The organism is Bacillus cereus group sp. MYBK139-1, from assembly GCF_051916915.1.
Taxonomy (GTDB): Bacteria; Bacillota; Bacilli; order Bacillales; family Bacillaceae_G; genus Bacillus_A; species Bacillus_A pacificus.
In genome coordinates, this window is the sequence record NZ_JBQAHO010000002.1 from 916512 (window position 1) to 936476 (window position 19965).

A 19965-nucleotide genomic window follows, 5' to 3' on the forward strand; every position below is an offset into this window, starting at 1 on the left:
AGAAAAACGAAGATAGGGATAAGTACCTTTTTCATACCTTATATAGCGAACTGAGGATGGTGTAAGCTCAGGATAAGGAGATAATGGGAATATCACCCTGGAGTTCCGCGCTGAACAAATAGAGTAAGCGTAGGCGTATATTCGCGTTAAGAATATAAAGAGGATTGTATACATACGTATAGAATCTACTAGGGTGGTACCGCGGGAGACTTTCTCGTCCCTTTTGGGGATGAGAAAGTCTCTTTTTTATTCCGTTTTTTAGGTCTTTCTTTTATACATGTAAGGAGGAATTGAGCATGGAGTACAAAAATACATTACTAATGCCAAAAACAGAGTTCCCAATGCGTGGGAATTTACCAAAACGTGAGCCTGCAATGCAAGAAAAGTGGGCGGAAATGAATATTTATGAAAAGGTACAAGAACATACGAAAGGTCGTCCTTTATTTGTACTGCATGATGGACCTCCATATGCGAATGGTGACATTCATATGGGACATGCATTAAATAAAGTATTAAAAGACTTTATCGTTCGTTATAAATCAATGACTGGTTTCTGTGCACCATATGTCCCAGGTTGGGATACACACGGTTTACCAATTGAACAAGCTTTAACAAATAAAGGTGTAAAGCGTAAAGAAATGACAGTTGCTGAGTTCCGTAAGTTATGTGCAGAGTATGCATATGAACAAGTAGAACGTCAGCGTGAGCAATTTAAGCGTTTAGGTGTACGTGCTGATTGGGATAACCCATATATTACTTTAGAGCCAGCTTATGAAGCACAACAAATTAAAGTGTTTGGTGATATGGCGAAAAAAGGTTATATCTATAAAGGACAAAAACCAGTTTATTGGTCACCAACGAGTGAATCAGCATTAGCGGAAGCTGAAATTGAATACCAAGATAAAAAATCTGCATCTATTTACGTAGCATTCCCTGTAAAAGATGGAAAGAACGTATTAGAAGGTGATGAGAAATTCATTATCTGGACAACAACACCTTGGACGTTGCCTGCAAACTTAGGTATTTCTGTTCACCCAGAACTTGAATACAGCATCGTGAAAGTAAATGATGAAAAATATATTATTGCTTCTGAATTATTTGAGACAGTTGCAAAAACGTTAGAGTGGGAAAACGCTGAAGTTGTAAAAACGGTAAAAGGTAGTGAACTTGAGTATACAGTTGCAAAGCATCCATTCTACGATCGTGATTCATTAGTTATGCTAGGAGATCACGTAACAACAGATGCAGGTACAGGTTGTGTTCATACAGCACCAGGACACGGGGAAGATGACTTTATTGTTGGTAAAAAGTATGGCTTAGAAGTACTTTGCCCAGTTGATGATAAAGGTGTATTAACAGAGGAAGCACCTGGATTTGAAGGCTTATTCTATGATAAAGCTAACAAGCCAATTACAGAAAAATTAGAAGAAGTAGGCGCATTACTGAAACTAACATTCATTACGCATTCATATCCACATGATTGGAGAACGAAAAAACCTATTATTTTCCGTGCGACAGCACAGTGGTTTGCATCTATTGAAGCATTCCGTAAAGAATTATTAGAAGCTGTTGCGGAAACAAAATGGGTACCAGCATGGGGCGAAACTCGTCTTCATAACATGGTTCGTGACCGTGGTGACTGGTGTATTTCTCGTCAACGTGCATGGGGTGTGCCAATTCCTGTATTCTATGCTGAGAATGGTGATCCAATTATTACGGATGAAACAATTAACCATGTAGCTGATTTATTCCGTGAACACGGTTCTAACGTATGGTTCGAGCGTGAAGCGAAAGATCTATTACCAGAAGGATTTACACATCCAGGTAGCCCAAATGGTGAATTCCGTAAAGAAACAGACATCATGGATGTATGGTTCGACTCAGGTTCTTCTCACCAAGCGGTATTAGAAGAGCGCGATGACTTACAACGTCCAGCAGATTTATATTTAGAAGGATCTGACCAATATCGTGGTTGGTTTAACTCTTCATTATCGACAGCAGTTGCTGTAACAGGAAAAGCGCCATATAAAGGTGTACTAAGCCACGGTTTCGTATTAGATGGTGAAGGACGTAAAATGAGTAAGTCGATTGGAAACATCGTCGTACCGAAGAAAATTATGGATCAATTAGGCGGAGATATTTTACGATTATGGGTATCTTCTGTTGACTATCAATCTGATGTACGTATTTCGGATGATATTTTAAAACAAGTAGCAGAAGTGTATCGTAAAATCCGTAACACATTCCGTTTCTTATTAGGAAACTTAGACGACTTTAAGCCAAGTGAAAATACAGTAGCTGTAGCTGAACTTCGTGAAGTAGATCGTTATATGTTAGTGAAATTAAATGACTTAATTACAAAAGTAAAAGAAGCATATGAGACATACGACTTCGCTGCTGTATATCATGCAATTCATAACTTCTGTACAATTGATTTAAGTTCATTCTACTTAGACTTTGCAAAAGACATTTTATACATTGAAGGTGCGAACCATGAAGATCGTCGTGCAATTCAAACTGTATTATATGATGTTCTTGTTGCATTGACGAAACTTGTAACACCAATCTTACCGCATACAGCTGATGAAGTATGGCCATACATTCCGGGTGTAACAGAAGAAAGTGTACAATTAACTGATATGCCAGAAGCTGTACAATTAGATGGTGCAGAAGCATTAAAAACAAAATGGGATGCATTTATGACATTGCGTGATGACGTATTAAAAGCGTTAGAAGTGGCTCGTAATGAAAAGGTAATCGGTAAGTCATTAAATGCAAGCATTACGCTATATCCAACTGCAGAAATGAAAGCTATGTTAGAGTCTATTAACGAAGATTTAAAGCAATTATTCATCGTTTCTGAGTACAAACTTGGTGGCATGATGGAAGAAGCGCCAGCAGATGCACCGAAGTATGAACATACAGCGGTTGTTGTTGCTCAAGCAACTGGTGAAACATGTGAACGTTGTTGGGTAGTTTCAGAAACAATTGGTAAAGATGCTGAACATGAAACATTATGTGAGCGTTGTGCAACGGTTGTTAAAGAAAATTATGTAAAATAATAAGGGGTGACTGCACGTAAAGTGCAGTCATTTTTTTGGTTAACAGTATATTGAAATAACTTTCACTCTCTTTCCTATGAAGGAAAAATGTGTGAGAGGTAAGCATATAAATTTCGGACACACTAATCGTACATTGCAACTGGGAGGAATGTACACGTGAATGAAATGTATATGGAAATCAAAGAAGAATTGCAATTGATGCGAAAAGAGTTACAAGAGAGGCTAGCTAAAGAGGTTATGTACAAATATAATACAGAGTTTAGCGAAGAGCTTGGATATGAAATTAAGGAAGAGATAAAGAAAAAACTATTATTACATGATATAAAAGAGGATTTAAAAGATGTAGAACGTGCATTATTTAAAATGGAAATAGATATGTATGGTATTTGTGAAGACACAGGGAGAGTAATGTCGGTAAAACAAATGAAAACGATGCCGACTGCACGTACCATTCATGAATTTTTCTATGAAAAAGTAAATGTATGAATGGGCACAACGATATTATATTACCTTTTTTTAATTTATTTTATTCTTCTATAAAGGTTCATTGTGAAAAGGTTGCAGCTATGCTAAAATTTTGAGGTACACTGTCTTTGTGGGGGAAATGAAAATGATATATTATGTAATAGCGTTATTTGTCATTGCCATCGATCAAATATCGAAATGGCTAATTGTAAAGAACATGGAATTGGGTACGAGCATTCCGATTATCGATAATGTATTATACATAACATCACATCGAAATAGAGGAGCTGCCTGGGGCATTTTAGAAAATAAAATGTGGTTTTTCTACATTATTACAGTCGTTTTTGTAGCATTTATCGTATTTTATATGAAAAAATATGCAAAAACAGACAAGCTTCTAGGAATTTCATTAGGTCTAATTTTAGGCGGAGCAATTGGTAATTTTATTGATCGTGTATTTAGACAAGAAGTAGTGGATTTCATTCACGTGTATATTTTCTCGTACAACTATCCAGTATTCAATATCGCTGATTCGGCATTATGTATTGGTGTTGTATTAATTATTATTCAAACATTATTAGAAGGCAAGAAAACGAAGGAGTAATTGAATGAGTGAAGTAGTACAAGTAACAGTTGCAGAAGAACAAAAAAATGAGCGAATTGATAAATTCGTTGCAGGAATAAATAATGAATGGTCACGTACACAAGTACAGCAATGGATTAAAGATGACGTTGTGACAGTTAATGGAAAAGCTGTAAAAGGGAATTATAAAGTTAAAGAAAATGATGAAATTACAGTGACGATTCCTGAGCCAGAAGAGTTAGATATTCAGCCAGAAGATATGAACTTAGAAATTTATTATGAAGATGCAGATGTATTAGTTGTTAATAAGCCACGTGGTATGGTTGTACATCCAGCGCCTGGTCATACAAGTGGTACGCTTGTGAACGGTCTTATGCACCATTGTACAGACTTATCGGGCATTAACGGTGTAATGCGCCCAGGTATCGTGCATCGTATTGATAAAGATACATCAGGCTTATTAATGGTTGCTAAAAATGATATGGCACACGAATCACTTGTAAATCAACTTGTAGCAAAAACAGTAACGAGACGTTACAAAGCGATTGTACACGGTGTTATTCCGCATGATAAAGGAACGATTGATGCTCCGATTGCTCGTGATAAGAAAGAACGTCAAAGTATGACGGTTGATGAAAATGGTAAGCATGCTGTTACGCATTTCCAAGTGTTAGAGCGATTCAAAGATTTCACACTTGTAGAATGTCGCTTAGAAACAGGGCGTACACACCAAATTCGTGTTCATATGAAATATATTGGCTATCCACTTGCAGGAGATCCAAAGTATGGACCAAAGAAAACATTAGACATGAATGGACAAGCACTTCACGCAGGTATTTTAGGATTTGACCATCCTCGTACTGGTGAATATATTCAGTTTGAGGCACCGATTCCAGAAGTGTTTGAAGACGCATTAAATATTTTACGAAAATAGTATTGACAAATCATAAGAAAACTGAGATACTGACAACAGTTAAATAATGATCCTTTAACACAGCCCCGTGAGGTTGAGAAGGTAACGGTTTGAAATACATAGGGTATGCTGTACCCTTTTTCAAAAGTCCTCTCGCACACGCTGAGAGGACTTTTTTTATACCATTACTCTCACGCAAGAAAAAAGCTTGGAGGTGTAGAGCATGCAAGAGAAAGCTGTCGTTTTAGATGACCAAATGATTCGCCGCGCTTTAACACGAATTAGTCATGAAATCGTGGAACGAAATAAAGGTGTCGATAATTGTGTTCTTGTCGGAATTAAAACTCGTGGAATTTTTATTGCACAACGTTTGGCAGAACGAATTGGTCAAATTGAAGGAAAAGAAATGGAAGTTGGAGAGTTAGACATTACGTTATATCGAGATGATTTAACACTACAATCGAAAAATAAAGAACCACTTGTAAAAGGTTCTGATATCCCTGTAGATATTACGAAGAAAAAAGTTATCCTTGTGGATGATGTATTATATACAGGCAGAACTGTTCGAGCAGCAATGGATGCTCTTATGGATTTAGGTAGACCATCACAAATCCAACTAGCGGTTCTTGTTGATAGAGGTCATCGTGAACTACCAATTCGCGCTGATTATGTAGGAAAGAACATTCCAACATCAAGTGAAGAGCGTATCGAAGTTGATTTGCAAGAGACAGATCAACAAGATCGAGTAAGCATATACGATAAGTAAAGCCCTTTTAAATGTAGTCCTGTGAGGCTGCCAAAGGGTCTTGGCTTTCATATGTCAAATTTGGCATACGAAAGTGTAGGACTCTTTGTGCACAGGCACAAAGAGTTTTTTTATTGCAAAGATTTAAACTGAAGGAGGATGTAACAATGGAACAAAAGCCAGTGTTAGACGTTAATGAAGTACCGAAACCGGGAAAATGGTTATTTTTAAGTATACAACATTTGTTCGCAATGTTTGGATCAACAGTGCTTGTTCCGTTTTTAACAGGATTGAATCCGTCAGTAGCATTAATATCAAGTGGATTAGGAACGTTAGCGTTTCTTCTTATAACGAAAGGTCAAGTACCTGCCTATCTTGGATCATCATTCGCCTTTATCGCACCGATTATAACAGCGAAAACGGCAGGGGGACCCGGAGCAGCAATGCTTGGTGGTTTGCTAGCAGGACTTGTATACATCTTAATCTCACTCGGAATTAAGAAATCAGGATCAGAGTGGATTATGAAATTACTACCACCAATCGTAGTTGGTCCAGTAGTAATGGTAATCGGTCTAGCTTTAGCACATACAGCAGTTAACATGGCGATGAATGGTGCGGATGGCAAATATAGCTTTACACACTTTTCAGTAGCATTAGTAACATTAGCAATTACAATCATATGCTCAATATTCGGAAGAGGATTTTTCAGTATCATACCAGTGTTACTTGGCATTATCGGCGGATATATTTTCGCTTACTTCCAAGGGCTAGTAGACTTAAAGCCGGTAGCTGAGGCAAAATGGTTTGTTGTACCAGATTTCACAGTACCATTTGTAACATACACACCAGAGTTTTCATGGAAGATTGTACTCTTGATGGTACCAGTTGCACTAGTAACAATTTCAGAACATATCGGACATCAAATTGTATTAGGAAATGTTATTAAAAGAGATTTAATTAAAAAACCAGGTTTACACCGTTCAATCTTCGGTGATGGAGTAGCCACATTAATCGCATCACTAATCGGTGGACCACCGAATACAACGTATGGTGAAAACATCGGTGTGCTAGCAATTACAAGAGCGTACAGTGTATACTTATTCATCGGTTCAGCCGTATTCGCAATCATGTTCGGATTTATCGGTAAGATTTCTGCACTGATTCATTCGATCCCAACACCAGTTATGGGTGGTGTATCAATCTTACTATTCGGTGTAATCGCATCAAGCGGATTACGCATGATGGTAGACGATAAAACAGATTTAAGTGACAAACGAAACTTAATGATTGCATCAGTAATACTAGTAATCGGTATTGGTGGAGCGGTACTTCACGTAGGAGAATCATTCCAAGTAGAAGGAATGGCACTAGCAGCAATTGTAGGTGTACTGTTAAATCTACTACTACCAGAAACGAAACAAATAAAACAATCTAAGCAGATTGCTTCATAATAATAACCTTTTAATTCAGTCCTGTGAGACCGGAAAGGGTGGCTTCTTTCTTGCACCCTAGTCTCACACGACTAGGGTATTTTTATGCAAAGGTTGTTATAAAAATACAAAAGTGGTAACATAAAAATCAGAAAGATGAGGGATGACGATGAGCCATTTGTTAACGATGAGTGAATTATCGGAATTAGAAATTTCAGAAATCCTAAAAGACGCAGAAGATTTTGCGAATGGAAAAGAGAGCAAAACGACAGAGCAAACTTTTGTTGCAAACTTGTTCTTTGAGAATAGTACGAGAACGAGATTTAGCTTTGAAGTTGCTGAGAAGAGATTAGGACTTGATGTTTTAAACTTTTCAGCTGATGCATCTAGCGTACAAAAAGGAGAAACTTTATACGATACGATAAGAACACTAGAATCAATCGGAACAAAAGCAGTGGTCATCCGCCATGAGCAAGATCGCTACTTCGATGAACTAAAAGATCAGGTGAATATCCCGATCTTAAACGCTGGAGATGGATGTGGAAACCACCCAACGCAGTGCCTACTCGACCTTCTTACAATTAAACAAGAGTTTGGAAGATTTGAAGGTTTGAAGATTGCAATAGTAGGAGATGTTCGTCATAGCCGAGTAGCGCGTTCTAATGCAGAAGCATTAACGAAGCTAGGTGCAACAATTTACTTTGCAAGTCCAGAAGAGTGGAAAGATGAAGACAACACATTTGGAACATACAAACCATTAGATGAACTTGTTCCGGAAGTGGATGTAATGATGTTACTTCGTGTACAACATGAGCGTCATGATCACTATGAAACAGACATTATGAAAGAGTATCATGAGAAACACGGATTAACAGTGGAAAGAGAAAAGCGTATGAAAGAAGGAAGCATTATTATGCATCCAGCTCCTGTAAACCGAGATGTTGAAATTGCAAGTGAACTTGTTGAGTGTGAGCGTTCACGCATATTTAAACAAATGGAAAATGGAGTTTACGTAAGAATGGCTGTACTAAAACGCGCCTTACCAAATGTATTAGGAGGAATGAAACATGAATTATTTGTTTAAAAATGGTCGTTATATGAATGAAGAAGGAAAAATCGTAGCAACGGATCTTCTCGTACAAGACGGTAAAATCGCTAAGGTAGCAGAAAATATTACGGCAGATAATGCTGAAGTAATCGATGTGAACGGAAAGTTAATCGCACCTGGATTAGTAGATGTACACGTACACCTTCGTGAACCAGGTGGTGAACATAAAGAAACAATTGAAACAGGTACGCTAGCAGCGGCAAAAGGTGGATTCACAACAATTTGCGCAATGCCAAATACACGCCCAGTACCAGATTGCAGAGAACATATGGAAGACTTACAAAATCGTATTAAAGAAAAAGCGCATGTTAACGTACTACCATATGGAGCAATTACAGTACGTCAAGCGGGTTCTGAAATGACAGATTTCGAAACGTTAAAAGAACTTGGAGCATTTGCTTTCACTGATGACGGTGTAGGTGTACAAGATGCTAGCATGATGTTAGCTGCTATGAAACGTGCAGCGAAATTAAATATGGCAGTAGTTGCGCACTGTGAAGAGAATACTCTTATTAATAAAGGTTGTGTACATGAAGGGAAGTTTTCTGAGAAACACGGATTAAACGGTATCCCATCAGTATGTGAATCTGTACATATTGCAAGGGATATACTGCTTGCTGAAGCGGCAGATTGTCACTATCACGTATGTCATGTAAGTACGAAAGGATCTGTACGTGTTATACGTGATGCGAAACGCGCTGGAATTAAAGTAACAGCAGAAGTAACACCCCATCACTTAGTGTTATGTGAAGATGATATCCCATCAGCTGATCCTAACTTTAAAATGAACCCACCGCTTCGCGCTAAAGAAGATCATGCAGCATTAATTGAAGGTTTATTAGATGGAACAATCGATATGATTGCAACTGATCATGCACCGCATACAGCGGAAGAGAAAGCGCAAGGAATTGAAAGAGCACCGTTCGGAATTACTGGTTTTGAAACAGCATTCCCACTTCTATACACAAACCTTGTGAAAAAAGGAATTATTACACTAGAACAGTTAATTCAATTCTTAACAGAAAAGCCAGCTGATACATTCGGCTTAGAAGCAGGTCGCCTGAAAGAAGGTAGAACAGCTGATATTACAATCATTGATTTAGAACAAGAAGAAGAGATTGATCCAACAACATTCTTATCAAAAGGAAAAAACACACCATTCGCAGGTTGGAAATGCCAAGGATGGCCGGTAATGACAATCGTTGGTGGTAAGATCGCATGGCAAAAGGAGAGTGCATTAGTATGAAAAGACAACTTATCTTAGAAGATGGAACAGTATTAATTGGAACAGGTTTCGGAGGAGAAATCGAAAAGTCAGGTGAGGTTGTATTTACAACAGGAATGACTGGATATCAAGAAACATTATCTGATCCATCATATTGCGGTCAAATTGTAACATTCACGTACCCATTAATCGGAAACTACGGCATCAACCGTGACGATTTTGAATCGATTCACCCATCTGTAAATGGTTTAATCGTAAACGAAATTTGTGATCACCCATCAAACTTCCGTAATGAAATTTCGTTAAATGACTATTTAAAAGAAAGAAACATTCCAGGATTAGCAGGAATTGATACGAGAAAATTAACGAGAAAAATTCGTCAATACGGTACATTACGCGGACGCCTTTGTAACATGGATGCAGATGTAGAATACATCGTAAGCCAATTAAAAGCGACAGTATTTACAGACCATGTAAAACGCGTATCAACGAAAGATCCATACCCAAGCCCAGGCCGCGGACATCGCGTTGTACTAGTAGACTTCGGTATGAAACATGGTATTTTAAGAGAATTAAATAAACGTGATTGTGATGTGATTGTAGTTCCTTACAACACAACAGCTGAAGAAATTTTACGCCTTAGCCCAGATGGAATTATGCTAAGTAACGGACCTGGGGATCCAAAAGATGTACCAGAAGCAATTGAAATGTTAAAAGACATTATCGGTAAAGTTCCTTTATTCGGAATTTGCCTAGGACATCAATTGTTCGCTCTAGCATCTGGTGCGAATACAAGTAAGTTAAAATTCGGCCACCGTGGTTTAAACCATCCAGTAAAAAATCTTGCAACTGGAAAAGTAGCAATTACATCTCAAAACCATGGTTACGCAGTAGAAGAAGAATCAGTTGAAAATACAGAACTTGAAATTACACATGTTGCTTTAAATGATGGAACAGTAGAAGGTCTTCGTCATAAGAAGTTCCCAGCATTTACAGTACAATACCATCCAGAAGCTTCAGCGGGACCAGAAGATGCAAATGATTTATTCGAAGATTTCTTAACAATGATTGAAAACTTCAAGAAAGAAGGGGAAGAGTTATGCCAAAACGTCTAGACATTAACACAATTTTAGTAATCGGATCAGGACCAATTGTAATTGGGCAAGCAGCGGAGTTTGACTACTCTGGTACACAAGCTTGTCAATCTCTTAAAGAGGAAGGTTACAAAGTAATCCTTGTTAACTCTAACCCAGCAACAATTATGACTGATACTGCAACAGCAGATAAAGTATACATTGAGCCTTTAACATTAGAATTTGTAAGCCGAATCATTCGTAAAGAACGTCCAGATGCAATCTTACCAACATTAGGCGGTCAAACAGGTTTAAACATGGCTGTTGAACTTGCAAAATCAGGCGTACTTGAAGAGTGCGGAGTTGAAATTTTAGGAACAAAATTATCAGCAATCGAGCAAGCGGAAGATCGTGATTTATTCCGTACATTAATGCAAGATTTAAATGAACCAACACCACCAAGTGAAATCATTCATAACCTTGATGAAGCATATGGCTTTGTAAAAGAAATTGGTTATCCAGTAATCGTTCGTCCAGCATTCACATTAGGCGGAACGGGCGGCGGAATTTGCCATAACGAAGAAGAGTTAATTGAAATCGTAACAAGTGGTTTAAAACATAGCCCAGTAACACAATGTTTATTAGAGAAAAGTATTGCTGGTTGTAAAGAAATTGAATATGAAGTAATGCGTGATTCAAATGATAACGCGATTGTAGTATGTAATATGGAAAACATCGATCCAGTTGGTGTTCATACAGGTGATTCTATTGTTGTAGCACCGAGCCAAACGCTAAGCGACCGTGAATACCAAATGTTACGTAATACTTCATTACGAATTATTCGTGCACTAGGAATTGAAGGTGGATGTAACGTTCAGCTTGCATTAGATCCATATAGCTTCCAATACTATGTAATCGAAGTAAACCCACGTGTAAGTCGTTCATCTGCATTAGCATCTAAAGCAACTGGATATCCAATTGCGAAATTAGCAGCGAAAATTGCAGTCGGCTTAACATTAGATGAAATCGTAAACCCAGTAACACAAAAAACTTACGCTTGCTTCGAGCCAGCATTAGACTATGTTGTTTCAAAAATTCCACGTTGGCCATTTGATAAGTTTGAATCAGCGAACAGAACACTTGGAACGCAGATGAAAGCAACTGGTGAGGTTATGTCAATCGGACGTAACTTAGAAGAATCATTATTAAAAGCGGTTCGTTCTTTAGAACTTGGCATTTATCACTTAGAATTAGACCACTTAAAAGAACTTGATAAAGAAACAATGAAAAAACGCATTATTAAAGCAGATGATGAGCGACTGTTTATCGTAGCAGAAGCAATTCGTCAAGGTGTAACGAAAGAAGAGATTAACGAATGGTGTGAAATGGACTTCTTCTTCTTACAAAAAGTTGAAAACATCGTAAATATGGAACGCGAAGTAAAAGCGAATGTAGGAAATATGGAAGTACTACAAACTGCAAAAGAAATGGGCTTCAGCGATCATTACATCGCAGCAGCTTGGAACAAAACGGAGCGCGAAATTTACGATATGCGTAAAGAAAATAATATGACGCCAGTATTCAAAATGGTAGATACTTGTGCGGCAGAGTTTGAATCTGCAACACCGTATTACTACAGCACATACGCTGAGGAGAACGAATCAATTGTAACAGATCGTAAGAGTGTAGTAGTTCTAGGATCTGGTCCGATCCGCATTGGTCAAGGTGTTGAGTTTGACTATGCAACAGTTCACTCAGTATGGGCAATTAAAGAAGCTGGATATGAAGCGATTATCATTAACAATAACCCAGAAACTGTTTCAACAGACTTCAGTATTTCTGACAAATTATACTTTGAACCATTAACGATTGAAGATGTAATGCACATCATCGATTTAGAAAAGCCAGAAGGTGTTATCGTTCAGTTTGGTGGACAAACGGCGATTAACTTAGCGGCGAAATTAGAAGAACATGGTGTGAAGATTTTAGGAACATCACTTGAAGACTTAGACCGTGCAGAAGATCGTGATAAATTCGAAGCTGCTTTAACAAAACTTGGTATCCCACAACCAGTTGGTAAAACAGCAACGACTGTAGAACAAGCGGTAGCAATCGCAGAAGAAATTGGTTACCCAGTATTAGTAAGACCATCTTACGTACTAGGTGGACGTGCGATGGAAATCGTATATCGTCAAGAAGAACTACTGCACTACATGAAAAATGCAGTTAAAGTTCACGCAGATCACCCAGTATTAATCGACCGTTACATGGTCGGTAAAGAAATTGAAGTAGATGCAATTTCAGACGGTGAGAATGTATTCATTCCAGGTATTATGGAACATATTGAACGCGCTGGAGTTCACTCGGGTGACTCAATTGGAGTATATCCACCACAAAGCTTATCTGAAAAATTAAAAGAACAAATTATTGAACATACAATTGCACTTGGAAAAGGATTAAACATTGTTGGATTACTAAATATCCAGTTTGTAGTATTCGAAGATCAAGTGTACGTAATTGAAGTAAATCCACGTGCGAGCCGTACAGTACCATTCTTAAGTAAAATTACAGGTGTACCAATGGCAAACGTTGCAACGAAAGTTATTCTAGGGCAAGACCTAGTAGAGCAAGGATACGGAACGGGCTATCACCCAGAAGAGAAAGAAGTATATGTAAAAGCTCCGGTATTCTCATTCGCGAAATTACGCTCAGTGGATACAACATTAGGACCTGAAATGAAATCAACAGGGGAAGTAATGGGTAAAGATTTAACGCTTGAAAAAGCATTATATAAAGGGTTAGTTGCTTCTGGAATTAACATCCCAACGCACGGATCAGTAATTATTACTGTAGCGGATAAAGATAAAGAAGAGGCGATGGAAATTGCAAAACGTTTCCATGAAATCGGCTATAACTTATTAGCAACAGCTGGAACAGCACAATCGTTAACAGAGCAAAATATCCCAGTACAAGTTGTAAACAAAATTGATTCTGAGGACTACAACTTACTAGATATTATCCGTCAAGGAAAAGCACAGTTTGTAATCAATACATTAACAAAAGGCAAACAACCAGCGCGTGATGGTTTCCGCATTCGCCGTGAATCAGTAGAAAATGGTGTAGCTTGCTTAACATCACTTGATACAACGAGAGCAATCTTACGAGTATTAGAATCTATGACATTCTCAGCTCATTCAATGAAAGAAATTACGCAAACAAAGCGTCACGAGGTGGTACATGCATGATGCAAAAGCAAAATATGATCGTCGTTAATCAAAAAGAAATCGCAAAGAACATTTACGAATTAGTGCTTCAAGGAACTTTAGTACAGCAAATGAACGAACCAGGGCAGTTTGTACACATTAAGGTGGCAGAGGGCATTGCGCCCCTTCTGCGCCGCCCAATTAGTATTTGTAATGTAGATCAAGAGAAGAACGAATTTACAATGCTATATCGTGCGGAAGGACAAGGGACAAAAACATTAGCAACTAGAAAACAAGGTGAAATGGTAGATGTATTAGGACCATTAGGACACGGTTTTCCTGTAGAAGAAGCAGAAGCTGGTCAAACAGCTTTACTAGTAGGCGGGGGAATTGGTGTACCACCACTTTATGAATTATCACAGCGCCTCGTTGCAAAAGGTGTACGTGTGATTCACATCTTAGGTTTTCAAACGAAAGATGTAGTTTTCTATGAAGAAAAATTTGCAGAACTTGGTGATACGTACGTTGCGACAGTAGACGGTACACACGGTACAAAAGGATTTGTCACAGATGTAATTGATCATTACGGAATTGACTTTGATATTCTTTATTCATGTGGTCCGTTAGCGATGCTTCGTGCATTAGAAGGACGTTACAAAGAGAAAAAAGCCTATATTTCATTAGAAGAACGTATGGGCTGTGGTATTGGAGCTTGTTTCGCATGTGTATGCCACTTACAAGAAGATCCAAGTGGACATTCTTACAAGAAGGTGTGTAGCGACGGACCAGTATTTCCAATCGGGGAGGTTGTACTATGAACAGATTGCAAGTTGAATTACCGGGATTATCATTAAAAAATCCAATTATACCAGCATCTGGATGCTTTGGGTTTGGTCGTGAATATGCACAGTTTTACGATTTAAGTGTACTAGGATCAATCATGATTAAAGCGACGACAGAACAACCACGCTATGGAAATCCTACGCCTCGTGTTGCTGAAACACCGGGCGGCATGTTAAATGCAATCGGACTTCAAAACCCAGGATTAGAAAAAGTAATGAATTCTGAATTACCATGGTTAGAACAATTTGACCTTCCAATTATTGCAAACGTTGCAGGTTCACAAGCTGAGGATTACGTAGCGGTTGCAAAGGAAATTTCTAAAGCGCCTAATGTCCATGCACTAGAATTAAATATTTCTTGTCCAAACGTAAAAACAGGTGGTATCGCCTTTGGTACAAATCCTGAAATTGCTGCTGATTTAACGAAGCGAGTAAAAGAGGTTTCTGAAGTACCTGTATACGTGAAGTTGTCGCCGAACGTGGCAAACATTGTGGAAATTGCAAAAGCGATTGAAAATGCAGGTGCAGATGGTTTAACGATGATTAATACATTGCTTGGTATGCGTCTAGATTTAAAAACAGCTAAACCAATTTTAGCAAACCGTACAGGCGGATTATCAGGTCCTGCGATTAAGCCAGTAGCAATTCGTATGGTACATGAAGTAAGTCAAGCGGTTAACATTCCAATTATCGGAATGGGTGGTATTGAAACAGCGGAAGATGTAATCGAATTCTTCTACGCTGGCGCAAGCGCAGTTGCAGTAGGTACAGCGAACTTTATCGATCCGTTCGTATGTCCGACAATTATTGAAGAGTTACCAGCATTACTAGATGAATTAGGATTTGATCACATTTCGGAATGTCAAGGAAGGAGCTGGAAGCAAACATGTCACAGTCGTTAATCGTTGCACTAGATTTTCCAGGGAAACAAGATGTAGAACAATTCTTGCGCCACTTTGAAGGGGAAGAGTTATTTGTCAAAGTTGGTATGGAGTTATTTTACAAAGAAGGCCCTGCAATTATTACGTACTTAAAAGAAAAAGGACATAAGATTTTTCTGGATTTAAAACTTCATGATATTCCAAATACAGTAAAAAGCGCTATGCGTAGCCTAGCTAGTCTAGATGTTGATATGGTAAATGTTCATGCTGCTGGGGGAAGCAGTATGATGAAAGCTGCGATTGAGGGATTAGAGGAAGGTAAGCAAGAAGGAAAAGAGAGACCGATTTGTATTGCAGTTACACAACTAACAAGCACTTCGGAAGCTATGATGAAAAAAGAGATCGGCATTGAGAAAACGTTAGAAGAAGCCGTTGCTCATTATGCAAAACTAACGAAAGAAAGTGGACTTGATGGCGTTGTTTGCTCAACGCTTGAAGTTCCAAAACTACGTGAAGTATGCGGAAATGAATTTGTAACAGTAACACCGGGGATTCGTCTTGCGAGCGATGATGTAAATGACCAGGTGCGCGTAGCAACACCGAAACGTGCGAGGGAACTTGGCTCAAGCTATATCGTAGTTGGACGTAGTATTACAAAAGCAGAAAATCCGCTTGAAGCGTATAAAACAGTAAAACAACAGTGGGAAGGTGTAACAGTATGAAAAAAGAAATCGCATCGCATTTATTAGAAATTGGAGCAGTATTTTTACAACCGAATGATCCATTCACATGGTCTTCAGGTATGAAATCACCAATTTATTGTGATAACCGTTTAACTTTATCTTATCCGAAAGTACGTCAAGCAATCGCAGCTGGATTAGAAGAGTTAATTAAAGAGCACTTCCCAACTGTAGAAGTTATTGCAGGAACAGCAACTGCTGGTATTGCGCACGCTGCATGGGTAAGCGATCGTATGGATTTACCAATGTGCTACGTACGTAGTAAAGCAAAAGGTCACGGTAAAGGGAACCAAATCGAAGGAAAAGCTGAAAAAGGTCAAAAAGTAGTAGTAGTAGAAGACTTAATTTCAACTGGCGGTAGTGCTATTACATGTGTTGAAGCACTTCGCGAAGCTGGCTGTGAAGTATTAGGAATCGTATCAATCTTCACATACGAGCTTGAAGCAGGAAAAGAAAAATTAGAAGCAGCTAACGTAGCATCATATTCTTTAAGCGACTACAGTGCATTAACTGAAGTAGCGGCAGAAAAAGGTATGATCGGACAAGCTGAAACGAAAAAATTACAAGAGTGGCGTAAAAATCCAGCTAACGAAGCTTGGATCACAGCGTAACACGAAAAAAGACGACTGCGGGGGAACGCGGTCGTCTTTTTTATATTATTGTTAGAACTTCATGTAAAGAACATATAGTAGGAACATCACATTTGAGTTGCAAGTTATCCCGATTTAACCATATCCCTTGCATTCCAGCTGCTGTACTACTAATTGCATCTGTCTCTAATCGATCACCAATATAATAGCAATCTTTCATTTCAAGATTCGATTGTAATACAGTTCTTTGAAAAATTTCAGGGTCTGGTTTCGATACACCAATTTCACTAGAAGTAAATATGTATTTGAAATATTGTAGAATGTTTATAGCAATTAACTTTTCGACTTGTTGCTCATATTCACCGTTGCTAATGATACCTAATGAGTGTCCTTTTTCCTGTAAGGTCTGTAATGTATAGTTTACATCTTCAAACGCATTCCAGTTGTTCTTATATAGTTCTATATATTGATTGCATCTGTGCTGAGATTCCTCGGGTGATAAGTTTAATCCATATGTTTTAAATAAATGATACATTCGCATCCCTTGTTGTTCTTGAAAAGATAATTCCTTGGATAAAAATTTGTTGAAATATTCTTCGGATAATTCATGCCAGACTTTTGTGGCCTCTAATTCATTACCTGAAAAAATAGTACTATATACTTGAAAGAAATCTATAATACCATTTCTTTCAGCGGCCTCATAATCAAGTAAAGTTCCATCGACATCAAAGAAAATCATATGACAATCTCCTCGTTAATAACTATTTAGCGCTGTCCGCAACTTCATGTCCTCTCACAAACAATAAAGTCATATAAGAAACAATAAATGAGAAGATGCTATACATGCCAACCCAAAAGAAAAACTTCGGAGTAAAGGCGATAACACCTATTATTAAAAAACTAGCAAACGTTACAATCGGCATGACGTAATACGTTTTCGTTTTGCGTGTTCCAATAACAGATACGATAAAGATAAATAATGGACAAATTAATAAGACGAAAATCAATTCATTCATAGGTATGTCCCCTTTTCTAATTGCAGTAATCTGTTTCTCGTAAACGTTTTGAAATAATTACTCTCCTAATATAATTTCGCTAAGTAATAACGAATCCCTCTTGAAAACTGATAATTCATGATGAATTTTACAAGCAAAAAACGTAAGCAAGAGAACACATGCTTACGTTATAGGATAAACATCGCAACAATTGTGGTGACAATTAAGCCGATAACAACCGGTAAAAAGTTTCGGCGTGCAAGTTCAAATGGATCGACCTTACAAATAGCAGCGGCAGGAATAAGTGCCCAAGGAATTAACGTCCCGCCCCCGGTCCATATAGCTGAAATTTGCCCGAGTGCTGTTAATGTAGCTGTTCCATGTCCAAGTGCTGTTCCGAAAAGATTGGCAATTGAACCAGCAAGTGATATACCAGAAAAGCCAGATCCATCTAAGCCGGTAATGGCACCAACGATAGTTAATGTCCCTGCCGATACATATTGATTTAAAGGAACAGTTTGAGACAAAGCGATTCCTAAGTCGTTAATGATTCCGTGTGAACCTTTCGGTAAATAGTCTCCGATAATTTTCACAAAACCGCTATCTCCTAAATAAAAGAGTGCAGCGATTGGGATAACTGGACCAAAGATTTTAAAGCCAAATTGGAGCCCTTCTATAAAATAATCGGTCGTTTTATTTAGTCCATTTCCTTTGTAAGCGATGAGAGAAATGATGATAATCATAATAACAGTGGTCCCACCGATAAGTGCAGTTGCATCGCTTCCTTGTAGTTTAAATTGAATCATGCAAAGGATATCGATGGCATATACGATCGGAATACAAATAGCGAGCCATTTTTTTGTCCGAGGAGATAATGAAGTGAGCGTTTTAGAAGACGCAGTTGATGGAATAGATTCTTGTATAGAAGATAATCCTGTATGAAATTCTTTTCGTAAGAAGAAAAATGCGACGGAAGTTGTCACTATGCCCATAACAATTACGAGAGGAACACTGGCAGAAACAACGCTAGAAACAGGAAGACCAGCAGCGTCCGCTGTTAATTTTGGTGCACCTTGAATAACGAAGTCACCAGATAAGGCGATGCCGTGTCCGAATAAGTTCATAGCGATGGCAACTCCAATTGGCGGAAGGCCAACGCGTACAGCAACCGGTAATAAAATAGCTCCCATTAAGGCGACAGCGGGAGAAGGCCAAAAGAAGAAAGAAATTGTCATCATCAAAAGGCCAATAATCCAGTAGGCGAGGGTAGGGGTACGGATCATCTTTGTAAATGGTGAAATCATTGTATCATTTATACCGGTATGAACGAGTAAATTGCTCATGGATACGATAATGGAAATGATTAATATAGTTGGTAATAGCTCAGTAATGGCGTAAATAAAACTTTGAAAAATGCTGCTAACGGCAAGAGGGATAGAACTTGTAGCAGTTAATGCTAATAAAAAGATAAAAACGATACAAATAATCGTCGTATCCTTTCGGAAAATAAAAAAGGTAATAATGGTGAGTAAACAAATAACATAAAGAGCGTGTAATAGCGTTAATTCAACTCCCATAACATTCACATCCTTTAGGCATTCGTGTAGTTTATTGTATGAAAGCGGTGAAAGTATGTGAGTATAGGAAAAAGAAAAAGTGAAATTTCATGTACTGTAATGGTAAGAATAATAAATGGATGTTACAATACAATTAATCCTAAAAATGGAATTAAAGGAGGACTTATGCACAAAAAAATTGGATTTGTGGGATTCGTTATATCTTGTAGTCTATTAATCATTTTAAACTTGTTTACAAACAATGAATGGATCAGTATTATACCTGTTTTCGGATTTGTTTTTGTACTGTTATATAACTGGGATGATATGAAACAATATAGTAAGAAAAATATTGGAATTATGATAGGTAGTATTGTTGTTTGCTCATTTTTCGTAGGGGTTATTTTAATAGAAGGGCAGAAACAAATGGAGAAAATGTCTATTTTTCAAGAGTGGATGTCTTCTGCGAAGGGGATTTATATTGTCATTGTAGTTGTTGTTTTTCTAAGAATTGTTATAAGGATAACAAGTTACATATTAAAGGGAAAGTAGAA

18 protein-coding genes and 1 other annotated feature are annotated in these 19965 nt (G+C 38.0%); of the genes, 15 read left to right on the forward strand and 3 right to left on the reverse strand.

The window, feature by feature from the left end; all coding sequences use genetic code 11:
• Positions 1–225, forward strand: a binding site (T-box leader).
• Between the two features lie 71 nt (positions 226–296).
• From ileS2 to pyrE, 14 genes are all read left to right on the forward strand, one after another.
• Positions 297–3062 (forward strand): isoleucine--tRNA ligase, encoded by a 2766-nt coding sequence (gene ileS2 / locus ACTFRS_RS16035; RefSeq protein ID WP_071726835.1) that lies wholly within the window; start codon positions 297–299, stop codon positions 3060–3062.
• A gap of 156 nt (positions 3063–3218) precedes the next feature.
• Positions 3219–3548: a molecular chaperone DnaK gene (locus ACTFRS_RS16040; protein WP_001004664.1), complete on the forward strand. Its 330-nt coding sequence runs from the start codon at positions 3219–3221 to the stop codon at positions 3546–3548.
• 124 nt (positions 3549–3672) lie between these two features.
• A complete protein-coding gene (gene lspA / locus ACTFRS_RS16045) occupies positions 3673–4131 on the forward strand; it encodes a lipoprotein signal peptidase LspA (protein WP_000642177.1) in 459 nt (152 codons plus the stop codon).
• 4 nt (positions 4132–4135) lie between these two features.
• Complete coding sequence (locus ACTFRS_RS16050) at positions 4136–5044, forward strand: RluA family pseudouridine synthase (RefSeq protein ID WP_000005835.1); 909 nt, start codon at positions 4136–4138, stop codon at positions 5042–5044.
• A 202-nt stretch (positions 5045–5246) separates the two neighbouring features.
• The gene (gene pyrR / locus ACTFRS_RS16055; protein WP_001156491.1) at positions 5247–5789 is read left to right on the forward strand and encodes a bifunctional pyrimidine operon transcriptional regulator/uracil phosphoribosyltransferase; all 543 of its coding nucleotides are present in this window, start codon (positions 5247–5249) and stop codon (positions 5787–5789) included.
• Between the two features lie 146 nt (positions 5790–5935).
• Positions 5936–7219, forward strand: a complete 1284-nt coding sequence (gene uraA / locus ACTFRS_RS16060) for a uracil permease (RefSeq protein WP_000435929.1) — start codon at positions 5936–5938, stop codon at positions 7217–7219.
• Between the two features lie 148 nt (positions 7220–7367).
• Positions 7368–8282, forward strand: coding sequence for an aspartate carbamoyltransferase (gene pyrB / locus ACTFRS_RS16065; RefSeq protein ID WP_087954475.1), 915 nt, complete (start codon positions 7368–7370; stop codon positions 8280–8282).
• Complete coding sequence (pyrC, locus tag ACTFRS_RS16070) at positions 8266–9552, forward strand: dihydroorotase (protein WP_029439620.1); 1287 nt, start codon at positions 8266–8268, stop codon at positions 9550–9552. The genes pyrB and pyrC overlap by 17 nt, the downstream gene beginning before the upstream one ends.
• A complete protein-coding gene (locus ACTFRS_RS16075) occupies positions 9549–10646 on the forward strand; it encodes a carbamoyl phosphate synthase small subunit (protein WP_139866931.1) in 1098 nt (365 codons plus the stop codon). Before pyrC ends, ACTFRS_RS16075 begins: the two co-directional genes overlap by 4 nt.
• Entirely contained in the window at positions 10631–13849 is a 3219-nt protein-coding gene (gene carB / locus ACTFRS_RS16080; RefSeq protein WP_139866933.1) for a carbamoyl-phosphate synthase large subunit, read from the forward strand. The genes ACTFRS_RS16075 and carB overlap by 16 nt, the downstream gene beginning before the upstream one ends.
• Positions 13846–14625 (forward strand): dihydroorotate oxidase B electron transfer subunit, encoded by a 780-nt coding sequence (gene pyrK / locus ACTFRS_RS16085; RefSeq protein ID WP_000983358.1) that lies wholly within the window; start codon positions 13846–13848, stop codon positions 14623–14625. The genes carB and pyrK overlap by 4 nt, the downstream gene beginning before the upstream one ends.
• The gene (pyrD, locus tag ACTFRS_RS16090) at positions 14622–15551 is read left to right on the forward strand and encodes a dihydroorotate oxidase B catalytic subunit (RefSeq protein WP_001081057.1); all 930 of its coding nucleotides are present in this window, start codon (positions 14622–14624) and stop codon (positions 15549–15551) included. The genes pyrK and pyrD overlap by 4 nt, the downstream gene beginning before the upstream one ends.
• Positions 15536–16252: an orotidine-5'-phosphate decarboxylase gene (gene pyrF, locus ACTFRS_RS16095; RefSeq protein WP_000083496.1), complete on the forward strand. Its 717-nt coding sequence runs from the start codon at positions 15536–15538 to the stop codon at positions 16250–16252. The genes pyrD and pyrF overlap by 16 nt, the downstream gene beginning before the upstream one ends.
• On the forward strand, positions 16249–16881 hold the full coding sequence (pyrE, locus tag ACTFRS_RS16100) for an orotate phosphoribosyltransferase (RefSeq protein WP_000711449.1): 633 nt from the start codon (positions 16249–16251) through the stop codon (positions 16879–16881). The genes pyrF and pyrE overlap by 4 nt, the downstream gene beginning before the upstream one ends.
• Before the next feature lie 40 nt (positions 16882–16921).
• Here pyrE and ACTFRS_RS16105 read toward each other — a convergent pair whose 3' ends face one another.
• The 3 genes from ACTFRS_RS16105 to ACTFRS_RS16115 all read right to left on the reverse strand — a co-directional run bounded on the left by ACTFRS_RS16105 (position 16922) and on the right by ACTFRS_RS16115 (position 19432).
• Positions 16922–17599 (reverse strand): HAD family hydrolase, encoded by a 678-nt coding sequence (locus ACTFRS_RS16105; protein ID WP_440024690.1) that lies wholly within the window; start codon positions 17597–17599, stop codon positions 16922–16924.
• Between the two features lie 22 nt (positions 17600–17621).
• On the reverse strand, positions 17622–17876 hold the full coding sequence (locus ACTFRS_RS16110) for a YbeF family protein (RefSeq protein ID WP_139866935.1): 255 nt from the start codon (positions 17874–17876) through the stop codon (positions 17622–17624).
• A gap of 167 nt (positions 17877–18043) precedes the next feature.
• The gene (locus tag ACTFRS_RS16115) at positions 18044–19432 is read right to left on the reverse strand and encodes a hypothetical protein (protein ID WP_139866937.1); all 1389 of its coding nucleotides are present in this window, start codon (positions 19430–19432) and stop codon (positions 18044–18046) included.
• A 99-nt stretch (positions 19433–19531) separates the two neighbouring features.
• Here ACTFRS_RS16115 and ACTFRS_RS16120 point away from each other — a divergent pair, with 99 nt between their 5' ends.
• Positions 19532–19963, forward strand: a complete 432-nt coding sequence (locus ACTFRS_RS16120) for a YoqO family protein (RefSeq protein ID WP_440024951.1) — start codon at positions 19532–19534, stop codon at positions 19961–19963.
• The last annotated feature ends 2 nt before the right edge of the window (positions 19964–19965 follow it).